This is a genomic window from Thalassobellus citreus (assembly GCF_044385915.1).
Classification (GTDB): Bacteria; Bacteroidota; Bacteroidia; order Flavobacteriales; family Flavobacteriaceae; genus Thalassobellus; species Thalassobellus citreus.
In genome coordinates this window covers 387,833-401,035 of sequence record NZ_JBISCC010000125.1, presented here as the reverse complement: position 1 = coordinate 401,035, position 13,203 = coordinate 387,833, and the positions used below count along the sequence as shown (strand labels likewise).

The following is a 13,203-nucleotide window of genomic DNA, read 5'->3' as shown; positions in this document are numbered from 1 at the left end:
TAAAGTATTGACGTAAAAAGAATGAAATACCCCCTAATTATTAATTATTTTTTTCATTTTTGTGAAAATAATTCGATTAATCCACCGAATAGTTTGCAAAAAAACAAAAAATTTAACATTACAATTGAGGCTTTAAAAGCTGGAAATCAAAAAGTTTTCGAGAAAGTCTATGCAGAAAACTACGGTAAGTTATGCGCATTTTTACTTAGCTACTGTAATGATAAAAATATTGTTGAAGATGTAGTACAAGATGTGTTTTTAAAACTATGGACAAATAGAAAAGACCTTAATATCAACACATCTCTTAGTGGTTATCTAACTAGAGCATCTTATAATAAGCTCATGGATAATTATAGAAACGTAAAGAAAAAAAACAGCATGTTATCATCATATTATTATACGGCGATGATGCAAGCTATAGAACCAGATGCTAAGTTTAAGAACAAAAAATTGAAAGCACTGGATAAATGCATAGATGAACTTCCTGCTAGGTGCAAGGTTGTGTTTTATGAAAATAAAATTAAAGGTTTAAAATATCATGAAGTTGCAGACAAATTAGATATTTCTATGAAAACAGTGGAAGGTCATATATCTAGAGCTCTTGGCATACTAAGAAAATGTATGCAAAAAACTTGATTGAATTTAAAATTCTAAAAAAACATCTTAAATTTTTAAGTAATTGGCTAAAAATACTAATAATAAGCTAATATAGTATTACTTCTTGATAATTAAATACTTAATAATAACATCTTGTTACTATACTTTTACAGTAAATAAAGCACTTTAATAATTAGCGTTTTAAAGATATAATAAAATCATATTTAGTAATATAATATTATTATAATTAGTTTAGTTTTTTGGAAAAGCCAAAGAAGAATGCTTTAACTTCTTTGGCTTTATTTTATTATAGATTTAAATATATTAAAACCAGTTTTTAATAATATCTTCTTCAACAACAACCTGGTTTTTATGAATAAATTCATTTTTTACAGCATCGTGTGTGTAATCTTTTTGCCATTCGCGATAGTTTTTTGCAACTTCTTCAATAGATTTACAAATAAATCGAACCTCGGCATTTGTCATAGTTGGGTGAATAGACATACGAATCCATCCTGGACGCTCAATTAAACAACCTTCTAAAATTTTCTTTTCTATTGATTTAGATGTTGGCTGATCAACGTTTAGTAAATAGTGTCCATAAGTTCCAGCGCAAGAACAACCACCTCTAGTTTGTACTCCAAATCTATCATTAAGCAGTTTTACAATTAAGTTATAATGTACATCTTCTATATAAAAAGAAATTACACCTAATCTATCGGTGTTATTTGGAGCAAGTATTTTTAAGTTTTCAATTTTAGTTAGGCTATCAAAAATAATAGTATTGAGTTCATGCTCGCGTTTAAGTATGTTTTCAATACCCATTTTATCTTTTAACTTAATGGACAACGCTATTTTTATAGCTTGTAAAAAACCAGGTGTACCACCATCTTCACGTGTTTCTATATCGTCAATATAATCATGGTCGCCCCATGGATTGGTGTAACTTACAGTACCACCGCCTGGGTTATCTGGTACTAAGTTTTTATATAATTTTTTATTAAAAATTAAAACGCCAGATGTTCCTGGGCCTCCTAAAAATTTATGAGGAGAAAATGTAACAGCATCTAAATACGCGTCTTCATCTTCTGGATGCATATCAATTTTAACATATGGTGCAGAACAAGCAAAATCAACAAAACATAAACCATTATTTTGATGCATCATTTTTGCAACTTCATAATAATTTGTTCGTATTCCAGTTACGTTTGAGCATCCTGTAATAGCTGCTATTTTAATAGGAACTTCACTATATTTTTTTAATAAATATGCTAAACTTACTGTGCATGGTAAACCTTCACTATTAGAAGGAATGACTTCTACTTTTGCTATGGTTTCTAACCAAGAAGTTTGGTTAGAGTGATGTTCCATATGAGACACAAAAATAATAGGTCTCTTTTCTTCAGGAACTTGGGTGTGATCTTTTAAATTTTCATTTAATTTAATACCTAAAATACGCTGAAACTTATTTATAGCTCCCGTCATTCCTGTTCCTACAGTAATTAAAACATCATCTTTTGAAGCGTTTACATGCGCTTTTATAATAGCTCTAGCATCATGATAAGCATGCGTCATAACACTACCTGTTATAGATGTTTCGGTATGAGTGTTTGCAACATAAGGACCTATTTCGTTTAAAAGCTTTTCTTCTATAGGCCTGTATAGGCGTCCGCTTGCTGTCCAATCGGCATAAATAATTTTCTTCTTTCCGTAAGGAGAATCAAATTCAGTATTAATACCTACTATATTTTGTCTAAAAGGGGCAAAATATGTTTCAAGATTTGAAGGTGTTTCTTTTGCTGCATTATTTCCTCTAAAGAAGCTACTTAGTTTGCTCATATCATATTATTTAAAAAGAATCACTTTGATTATAAAAACCAAAGTGATTCATGAAAAAAATTAACTCAAAAAAATTATTTAAAATTTGAAACACCTGCTTTCAACCAAGTGTGATATGCTTCAACATCTGGTGTATACGCAACAGGATCAATCAGGTTTTCTTCATTATGATCCATTAAAACATACATAGGTTGTGTATTAGCCTTGTATTTAATGGTTTGTAATTCACTCCATTTTTGACCTATATATTTTAGTTTTTTTCCAGATATTTTTGATGTTATCTGATCTTTTTCTTCTAATTTTCTTTTATCATCAACATATAAAGAAATTAAAATCACATCATTTTTTAAAATGTTTAATATATTGGGTTTAGTCCAAACATTATTTTCCATTTTTCTACAGTTTACACAAGCGTGTCCTGTAAAATCTATCATCACTGGTTTTCCAACTTTTTTAGCATAGGCCAAGCCTTTATCATAATCGTTAAAAGCGAGTATATCATGTGGAGCCATCAAGTGTGCGCCATCTGGTAATGCGTCATGGGTAGAAGCTGTTCCAGAACCAATTTTAGTAAATCCTACGCCATAAGGTGATTCGCTGTAATGTTGTGGAGGAGGAAAAGCACTTATTAAATTAAGTGGTGCGCCCCAAAGTCCCGGTAACATATACAATGTAAAAATCAAAGATATCATAGCTAAGCTCATTCTTCCTACAGAAATATGATTTAATGGCGAATCATGAGGTAATTGTATTTTTCCAAATAAATATAAAGCAAGTGTACCAAATATTGCAATCCAAATAGCTATAAATACTTCTCGCTCTAACCAGTGCAATTGTAAAACTAAATCGGCATTTGATAAAAACTTAAAAGCTAGTGCTAATTCTACAAAACCAAAAACGACCTTTACTGTATTTAGCCAACCTCCAGATTTAGGAAGAGATGATAACCAACTAGGGAATAAAGCAAATAACATAAAAGGAAATGCTAACCCTAATCCAAAACCTAGCATTGCTACAGATAAGGCTGTTGCACCTCCATCAGAAGATAAAACGCTTCCTAATATTAAACCTAAAGCAGGGCCTGTACAAGAGAAAGAAACAATAATTAGCGTTAATGCCATAAAGAATATTCCTAACAAACCTCCTGAATTGGAAGCTGAATCAGCTTTTGAAGCAAACCTGGTAGGAAGAACAATCTCATAAGCTCCAAAAAAAGAAAAAGCAAAAACAATAAAAATTATAAAAAAGGCAATATTTAAATAAACATTAGTCGAAATAGAATTAAAAATGTTTGGAGATAATGATTCAAAAAGATGAAATGGTAAACTAATCAAAACATATATTGAAACAATACATAAGCCATAAAAAATAGCATTAAATTTTCCTTTTGTTCCGTCTTTATTTTGCTTAAGAAAAAAGCTCATTGTCATTGGAATCATAGGGAAAACACATGGTGTAAAGAGAACAAATAATCCTGCAAATAATGTTCCTAAAAATATAGCCCAAAGCCCCTTTTTAGATTCTGAATCTTTTCCTTTAGTATCATCAATTTTTGCTGTCGCTATTTTAGAATTCTCTTCTATTGCGCTATCTGCAGGTTTATCTGATAACTTAAAAACTAACTCAACCTCAGTAGGAGGTGAGCATTGTGTATCATTACATGACATAAATTCTACAAAACCATTGATTGTATTTACGCCTTCTTGAACTTCTACTTTTTGTTTAAAACTTGCTGTTTTTTCAAAAAACTTAATTTTCATTTCAAAAACAGGGTCATCAACTGTATGTCCTTCTTCTTCAGAAGTATTTCCTTTTAATTTTATGCTACCATTTGCATCATCAAACATAAATGCTGTTGGAATAGGACCTCCATCAGGTACTGTTTGTGAGTATAAATGCCAACCTTTTTCAATGTTAGCCTTGGCTTCTAATTGATACTCTGTATCAGATAGTTTTTCAACAGATGTAGACCATTTTACAGGTTCTAATATTTGTGCATTACCAAAAAATGATATTGTAAATAGTGCTATTAAAAGGATTCTTTTCATATTAATTATGATTTATTCTACTTTATGTTAAAAACTAAATCGGCTTCTGTAGGTGGTAAACATCTAGAATCATCACAAACCATGAATTCTACTGTAGCTTCTACCTTGAAAGCTTCTTTCGTTTTAAGTTTTATACGTTGTTTAAATAACGCTTTAGTTTCAAAAAACTTTATTTTCATTCCAAAAATAGGATCATCAATTGTGTGTCCTTCTTCTTCAGAGGTATTACCCTTTTTTAAATAATTACTGTTACCAATAAAAGAAAAAGTAGTTGGAATAGGTCCACCTTCAGGTACTGTTTGAGAATATAAATGCCAATGCGGATCTATTGTTGCAGTTGCAATTAATTCATATTCGGTTTCTGATATTTTTTTGGTTGAAGTAGACCATTTTACAGGCTCTAAAATTTGAGCCTGTGAAATGGTAACTGCTATAAGAGCAAATACTAAAATTATTTTTTTCATATTTAATTATTGTTTTGGCTTAAAGATAACTTCATAAGATTTTGCCCCATCAAGTATTTGTTTAGCCATGTTTTTAATATCCTTTTTACACATTTTAGATACAATATCTTCAAAGTTTTTAGGATTGTTCATATTGTAATCAAATCTAAAGAAATTAGTTAACAATGACATATCATAGCTATTTTTATCTTTAGATTGTTCTCTATCTTTTAAAAAGTTTGTTCTTGTTTTGTTTAAATCGTCTTCATTAATATCACCGTTTGCAATCTTTTCTAATTCAGCATTTACAATATCAACTAATTTATCGGCTAAATCAGGGTTACAATCAAAACGAAATGATATATAAGCTTGCGCTTTTGGCTCTCTGCTTAGGCTAGCAGATGCATTTGGACTATAAGCGCCTCCTTCAGATTCTCTTACAGTTTCTGTAACACGTAACTGTAAAATATCTCCAAGGGTACTAGTGTAAATAGAATTCTTTAAAGAAAAAGGCATTTCTTTTTTGTAAACAACATTTACAGAAGCTTTTGGATCTTCCATAGCTAAATAAACATCTTTATCAATTTTATTTGAAATCCACTTAGGCCCATTGTCTTTATAAGTCTCTTTTACGTTTTTAGTTGGTAAAGAAGCAATATACTTTTCTAAAAGCGGTTTTAATTGTGTTTCTTTTACATCACCAACTATAAAGAATTCAAAATCTGAAGCATCAGCAAAACGATCTTTATAGATAGCTTCTATTCTTTCAAAAGAGATTTTAGAAGCATAAGCTTCATTAAAAATTGGTTTTTTAGGATTGTTTTTTCCGTAGATAGTTGTTCTTAAACTATCTCGCATTTTCTCGCCTATATCTGCGCCTCTTCTAACGATATAATTTTTAATATTACTTTCTAAAACTTTAAATGCGTCTTTGTCAAAACGTGGTTTCACAAAACGTAAGTATACCATTTGTAACATAGTTTCCACATCTTTAGTATTAGAACCTCCAGATACATTTTCTGAAATATCGCCTAAACTTACATTTGCGCCTGCTGTTTTACCTGCTAAAACTTTTTGTAAATCTACTGCTGAAAAATCTCCTAATCCAGACATGCCAACTAGGTTTCCTAATAGTGAAGCAGATGGTAAATCGTCATCACTTAAAAGTGATGTACCACCATAACTTATAGCATTTAAGCTTACATTGTCTTTTTCTTTATCAACAAATTTATAGTGTACTTTTATACCGTTGCTTAAAGTATAAGTTATTGCTTCTAAATCGTTATTTACTTCTGTGTTTGTAATAGTTCCTGCTTTTATATTTAAATCAGATACTAATGTTTTTCCAGCTAAATCTTCTGAATAAGGTTTTATTGAAGCATCGTTTTCTACGCTTGCAATAATTTGTTTCGCTTGTGCCTCAGTTAAATTATTTTGACCTTCAACTCCTGTTACATTTAAATAACGGTTATCTTCAGTAAATAGTCTTTTTATAGTTTGATGAATATCATCTTCTGTAATCGTTTTTAATAACTCTTTTACAATAACATATTCTTTTTCAACATCTGCAATGGTTTTGTTTTGTAAATAATTACTTTGGATAACTCTTTCAATAGCACTATGACTCATATCGTCTTTTTGCGCGATTTGATTTTCATAAGAACTTTTAAAATTAGCTATCATTCTATTTATTTCAGATGGGATGTAACCAAACTTAACAGCACGTTCAACTTCTGTTAAAACAGCTTTAAATGCCGCTTGTTGTTGGTTTTCTTTTGGAGAAATAGAAATGCTAAAATCATTAGACGTTCTAGCCCAACCACCATTATAACCTACACCTGCTCTTAAAAATGGAGCTTCTGGTTTTTGTGAAAGTTCTGAAATTCTAGACGATAACATACCTACTGCCATAGATTCTAATAGCGAACGTTTTAAATCTCCTACGGTTTCTGGTTTTAAAGATTTTTTATGGTGAATACCAAAGTTAATTGAAGCTGTAGAAATTTCAGGATCTTTACCTAAAACGTATAGCATGCCTTTGTATTCTGGAATATTTACTGTAAAACGCTCTTTAGGGTTTTCTACGGCTGGTGTTTTAGAGAATTTTTCTATTATTTTTTGTTCAATTTCATCAACATTAACATCACCTATAACCGCTATAGCTTGTAAATCTGTTCTGTACCAGTCATGATAAAAATCTCGAAGCGCTTTGTATTCAAAGCCTTCTACAACAGACATTAAACCAATTGGCATTCTATCGGCATATTTGGCATTGTTAAACATAATAGGTAACGATGTTTCTAATAAACGCATTTGGCCATTTTGACGTGTACGCCATTCTTCTTTTATAACACCACGTTCTGAATCTATTTCTTCATCGGTTAATAATAAATAGTTAGACCAATCATTTAAAATGGTTAAACAGGTATCTACTAAACCATCTTTTGTTGGAATGTTATTTAAATTATAAACAGTTTCGTCAAAAGAGGTATAAGCATTAATATCTTTACCAAAAACTGCACCATGTTTTTGTAGTGTATTTAAAAGTCCCTTTCCAGGAAAGTTTTTAGTACCATTAAATGCCATATGCTCTAAGAAATGAGCTAAACCTCTTTGGTCTTCGTTTTCTAAAATACTACCTACATTTTGAATAATATAATATGTCGCTGCATCTTTAACAACATCTGTACTTTTTATATAATACGTCATACCATTAGGAAGTACACCTTTTTTAATAGTGTTATCTACTGGTAGCGGATCGTTTAAATTAATGGATTGAGCAAAAGTTTTTGCACTAAAGGCAATAAAAAAAGTTAGACTAAAAATTAAAATGCGTTTCATATATTATATTTAAATGTGTTATTGGGTATTAAAAAATAATAAAAAAGGGCTGCTTTAACAGCCCTGGTTTTTTTAATAATTAAGTGACTAATTCAACTATTTTAAAAAAGTTTAGTAAAACATATTCTTAGTAATGTGAAATTCACATAAAATATGCTCTTCTTGTATGTAAGACGAAAAAAAGAGCTGTCTCCCTTATTAAAATTATGTTAAAATTTTAAAATTACTAAGAATGTAGATAATTATGAGGGGTGTTTAGTAGCGTTTTGAAATGAGTAATAATAGATTCTTTTTATATTGTATATCAAAAATCAATGCGGTGAAAAATAAATAATGCTTATTAAATACTGTTAAGAAAAAGAACAGAATGTTAACATTGTTAATATTTATTTCTCATATTTGCTGGGGCTAACACCTATACGTTGCGAAAAAGTAGCAGTAAAATGTTGTAAGGAAGAGAAGCCACAAGTAAACGCAATGTCTGACATATTCATTGATTTGTTGTTCTTAATTAAATCAATAGCTTTTTCAATTTTTAAATTAATGATGAAACTATTAGGAGGGTATCCTGTAAGCTTTTTTACTTCATAAGTAAACTTGGTTTTTCCCATACCAAACATATATGCTAAATCGTCAATAATCCATTTCTTGCTTAAATCATTTGTGACTATTTGAGTGAGTCTTTCTATAAAATTATCTTCTTCATAATTTTTTTGTTCTCTAAGCGATAGATGTCTATGTAAGTCAATAAATAAGTTTTCAATAATGTTACCAACCATTATTTCAAAACCTTCTTCTTGACTAGATAGTTCTTTTTCTAATTCAGTAAAGTATTTTTTAAAGGTTTTTGCCTTTTCAATAACTAAATTGTTTTTGTTGGCAATCATTGTGCCTATATTTTCTTGGAGGTCAAATGGTAATTTAGTCCAGTTTCCTAAATTAAGAGGTGTGTTTAATGTATATTTTTTTGGTTTTATTATGATCCAATTTATTTGACCAATATCCATTTTTCCGGTAGGACTTCCGTTTAATTGCCAAGGCGCTGTTATTGATAAATTTCCAGGTAAAAGTTCAATTTCTTTGTCGTCAACTACCCATTTATATTTACCACTATTAACAAAATGTATTTCAATACCATCATTTAAATGAGGGCGCATGTTTTCGTCCATTCTTACTTTAGAAAATTTCATGCTGCCAAATTGTACGATATAAGGAATGTTTTTTAAAGGCCCCATATCCTCTTGATGCCACCAAACACCATGGTTGCTAGTTTTTGTTTTATTGTTAGATGAGTTTGTTTCTGTTATGTTTTTCATGTTAAACTATTGAAAATCAAAGCAAGCAATTAGCTAATAATTTATTTAGAGGCAATTTTTAATACTTATAGGTTTTTATAAAATTGACCATCGTTTAAAAATAACATTATTTTATTATTAAAACAGCAATATTAGCTATAAATTAATTAAAGTAAGATAATCTGTTTAATAGCAGAAAAAGGAACTCATCCTTTTTATTTAGATTTTCTAAAATTTTAATTTTTCATGTTGAATAAATAAAATATTAAATGTTGAAAATTTCTATCCTTGGACTAGGGGAAGGTCGAAGTACTATGTCTGCTGTTTTACATAGTTCTAAATTAGAGTTGGTGAAAATTTGTGATACAAATGAAGCACTCTGTAAGCAACGAGTAAAAGAATTTGATTTTCCATATTATACAACAAATTATGACGATTTGTTAAAAGATGAGTCTATTGATATTATAGCCATATATACACCAGATCATTTGCATGCTGAACATGTTAAACAAGCTTTAATTCATGGTAAGCATGTGGTTTGTACCAAACCATTTATAGATGATTTGTCGCAAGCTAGAGAATTATTAGAGTTAAGTGAAAAATCTGGTAAAAAGGTGTTTATTGGGCAGAGTTCGAGGTTTTCAGAGCCTATGAAACGGCAGCGTAAAGATTTTGAAGAAGGACTTATAGGAGATTTAATTACCGTAGAATCTTATTATCATGCAGACCATCGTTGGTTTTTAGAAAAAGAATGGTCTTTGTTGCAATCTTTTAAATGGTTATATGGTGGTTTGAGTCACCCTGTAGATTTTATAAGATGGTATTTACCAGATATTGAAGAGGTTATGGGTTATGGTATGATAAGTGAAAATGGAGAAGAAGCAGGGCTAAAAAATGAAGATGTTATGCATTTTATTTTTAAAGCTATAGATGGAAGAGTTGCACGAGTAAGTGGTGTGTATTCTTCTCCAACGCAACCTGTAAAAAGAGATAGTCCTTTAAGTTGTATTTTAAGAGGTACACATGGAGCGAATCAAGCCGATTATCATGAATTGCGTTATTCTGTAACATCTAAGGATGGCGAAGAAAAAATTATTAATTGGGGTGATGATAAACTTAAATATTATTATCGTTTTGAAGGTCAAACACATCATGCTGGCGAATATCAAAATTACTTAGAATATTTTGTTGATAGTATTGAACAAGGTTTTACGGCTTGTCCAAATATGGAAGAAGGTATAGGAACTGTAGCTTTGTTGCAAGCAATGGATAGGACTTTAAAAACAGGAAAGCCTGTGAAAATAGCAGATATAAAGTCCGAATTTGGTATTTAAAAAATTAAAATAAATTTTTGCTTTTTAAGAATCTATACACAGACATATTTTTTGATAAATAAGCTATTTTGTTTCTTAGTAATAGTGGGTTTATGAAATTGACCATCGTTTAAAAATAACATTGTTTTATTGTTTTAATGGCAATATTAGCAGCGCTTTGCTGTTAAATCAGATTTATATTGTCTTTATTTTTAGAAATAGATAATTAAAGGGCTTATTTTTATATTGTTAGAAAACGTGACTTAGTTTTTGAAGCAAAATGAATAAAGAGAAATCAGTTTAAAGTTAAAGAAATTATGATATTAAAATATTCTAAATATATAACGTTACTATTAGTTTTATGTATTGCCTTTTCATGTCATGCTACCGAAATATGGGTGAGCAATTCAGGAAAAGACACTAATAAAGGAACTAAAGAAAGTCCACTTGCAACCTTAAATATGGCTTTAAGAAAAGCAAGAAATATGAGGCGTTTAAATGATCCTTCAATAAAAGGTGGTATTCGTATTATTTTAATGGACGCTACCTATTTTCTTGATGAGCCTGTATTTATTAGGTCTGAAGATTCAGGAACCGAGTCAAGTCCAACGATTATTGAAGCACAAAATGGGGCTAAACCTATTTTGAGTGGTGGATTAGAAGTAACTGGATGGCAAAAATCTGAGGTTTCAATAAACGGATTAAAACCAGGAGTTGTTTGGGTTGCCGATGCACCAAAAAAAGCTGGCGATTTAATTAATTACAGACAGTTATGGGTAAATGATAAAAAGGCTGTAAGAGCTAAAAGCACACCTGGAAATAAAATGGAACGCATTTTATCTTGGGATAAAACAACTGAAACCTGTTGGATTCCTTATAAAGACAAGTCAATTAAGTTTGAACCTGGTGTTGAAATGTTCATTATTCAATGGTGGGCCATTGCAAATCTTCGTGTTAAAGATATAGAAGTGCATCAAGATAGTGCTAGAGTGTCTTTTGAACAACCAGAAAGTAGAATTCAAAGTGAGCATCCTTGGCCAGCACCTTGGATTTCAAAAAATAATGGTAATTCTGCCTTTTATTTAAACAATGGCATATCCATGTTAAATGAACCTGGAGAATGGTATTTAGATAAAAACAATGCAAAAATTTATTATTATCCTAGAGCAGGAGAAACTATTGATGACGTAAAGGTTACTGTGCCAGTTTTAGAAAATCTAGTCGAGATTAAAGGAACTCTTGATTTCCCTGTTCATCATATAACTTTTAAAGGTGTTTCTTTTCAGTATAGTAATTGGTTAAGACCTTCAAAACAAGGACATGTACCATTACAAGCAGGTATGTATTTGTTAGATGCTTATAAATTAAAAACTCCAGGAACTCCAGATAAAGCCAGTTTAGAAAATCAAGCTTGGGTTGGTAGACCAAGAGCAGGGGTAGAAGTTAATTATGCTAATAATATTCAATTTGAAGGCTGTACTTTTGAACATTTAGCATCTACTGGATTAGATTTAATTAAAGGCACTAATCATAATACTATAAAAGGCAATTTATTTAAAGATATTGGGGGAAGTGCAATTAATGTAGGTGTGTTTTCTGAAGAAGGTTTTGAAGCACATTTACCTTATAATCCTAAAGATGAACGCGTCGTGTCTTCAGATGAAGTTATTACCGATAATTTAATTACTAATGTGACAAACGAAGATTGGGGAACCATAGGAATTGCTGCAGGATTCGTAAAAAATATTACCATTGCTCATAATGAAATATCCGATGTCTCATATTCAGGTATCAGTCTAGGTTGGGGCTGGACACCAACTTTAAGTGTTATGCGTAATAATAAAATTATAGCCAATAAAATTCATCATTATGCAAAACATTTACATGATGTAGCAGGTGTTTATACATTGTCTTCTCAACCAGATAGCAGAATAGAAGAGAATTATATTGATAAAGTATATCTCAGTCCGTATGCGCACGATCCATTTTTATGGCTGTATTTATATACAGATGAAGGCTCGTCTTATTTTACCATAAAGAATAACTGGATTCCAACAGAAAAAAACTTAAGAAATAACAATGGGCCTGCAGGTAATATTTGGAAAGATAATAATGCTTATGTAAGCGAAAGTATTAAAGAAAATGCAGGAATAAGAGCGCCTTATAAAAGTTTGTTAGAGAGCGAAGTTGTTATTGATAAAACGTGGGGCATGCAAAAATTACCAGACCCTGTAGCTATTGAATTAGTAGGTTCAGATTTTGATATTTCTACAATTAAATCAAAATTAAAAGGATTTAGAATCGTTGATCAACAATTATATCAATGGAAAAATCATTTGGTTATTTATGGAAAAATGAATCAACCAGAACGCGTAAAAAGAAAGTTGTCTTTAAAATTTCCATCTCTTAAAATTAAAATTTACGAACATCCGGTTTACGATTTTAAAAAGATTGAAAGATGTGAAGATTCAAAACCAGAATCAGAATGGGAACATATTGTGTTAACAGCCAATTTAGTTGAAGATGAAAAGCTTCAACAAGAGTATTTAGATTACCATAAAACGCAATTTGAAGAATGGCCAGAAGTAGCACAAGGATTTTGTAATGCCGATTTTCAGCAATTGCAAGTATTTAAAAATGACAGACAGTTAATGCTAGTAATAAGTATTCCAAAAGGTGAAAGCTTGGATGAATTAAATCCTAAAACAACCGAAGGTAATCCGCGTGTAAACGAGTGGAATGCTTTAATGAGTAAATACCAAACAGGAATAGAAGGAACAAAACCTAACGAAACCTGGGTGTTTTTTGACAAACTAGACTAAATGAA

At 30.5% G+C, this 13,203-nt stretch carries 8 protein-coding genes; 3 read left to right on the top strand and 5 right to left on the bottom strand.

Annotation, left to right across the window (positions count from 1 at the left end):
- Positions 1–21: 21 nt before the first annotated feature.
- Positions 22–636, top strand: a complete 615-nt coding sequence (locus ACH5TX_RS12050) for an RNA polymerase sigma factor (protein WP_439339751.1) — start codon at positions 22–24, stop codon at positions 634–636.
- 285 nt (positions 637–921) lie between these two features.
- Here ACH5TX_RS12050 and ACH5TX_RS12045 read toward each other — a convergent pair whose 3' ends face one another.
- From ACH5TX_RS12045 to ACH5TX_RS12025, 5 genes are all read right to left on the bottom strand, one after another.
- Positions 922–2,436 carry an aminotransferase class V-fold PLP-dependent enzyme gene (locus ACH5TX_RS12045; RefSeq protein ID WP_439339750.1) on the bottom strand — a complete coding sequence of 505 codons (1,515 nt, stop codon included), beginning with the start codon at positions 2,434–2,436 and terminating at the stop codon, positions 922–924.
- Positions 2,437–2,510: 74 nt separating this feature from the next.
- Positions 2,511–4,484 (bottom strand): protein-disulfide reductase DsbD family protein, encoded by a 1,974-nt coding sequence (locus ACH5TX_RS12040; protein WP_439339749.1) that lies wholly within the window; start codon positions 4,482–4,484, stop codon positions 2,511–2,513.
- A gap of 17 nt (positions 4,485–4,501) precedes the next feature.
- Positions 4,502–4,948: a protein-disulfide reductase DsbD domain-containing protein gene (locus tag ACH5TX_RS12035; RefSeq protein WP_439339748.1), complete on the bottom strand. Its 447-nt coding sequence runs from the start codon at positions 4,946–4,948 to the stop codon at positions 4,502–4,504.
- A gap of 6 nt (positions 4,949–4,954) precedes the next feature.
- Positions 4,955–7,768 carry a M16 family metallopeptidase gene (locus ACH5TX_RS12030; protein ID WP_439339747.1) on the bottom strand — a complete coding sequence of 938 codons (2,814 nt, stop codon included), beginning with the start codon at positions 7,766–7,768 and terminating at the stop codon, positions 4,955–4,957.
- Between the two features lie 386 nt (positions 7,769–8,154).
- Positions 8,155–9,084: a helix-turn-helix domain-containing protein gene (locus ACH5TX_RS12025; protein ID WP_439339746.1), complete on the bottom strand. Its 930-nt coding sequence runs from the start codon at positions 9,082–9,084 to the stop codon at positions 8,155–8,157.
- 248 nt (positions 9,085–9,332) lie between these two features.
- On the opposite strand from ACH5TX_RS12025, the gene ACH5TX_RS12020 reads away from it, so the two are divergent.
- Together ACH5TX_RS12020 and ACH5TX_RS12015 are read left to right on the top strand one after the other, a co-directional pair.
- Positions 9,333–10,397 (top strand): Gfo/Idh/MocA family protein, encoded by a 1,065-nt coding sequence (locus ACH5TX_RS12020; protein ID WP_439339745.1) that lies wholly within the window; start codon positions 9,333–9,335, stop codon positions 10,395–10,397.
- 296 nt (positions 10,398–10,693) lie between these two features.
- The gene (locus tag ACH5TX_RS12015; protein WP_439339744.1) at positions 10,694–13,198 is read left to right on the top strand and encodes an L-rhamnose mutarotase; all 2,505 of its coding nucleotides are present in this window, start codon (positions 10,694–10,696) and stop codon (positions 13,196–13,198) included.
- The last annotated feature ends 5 nt before the right edge of the window (positions 13,199–13,203 follow it).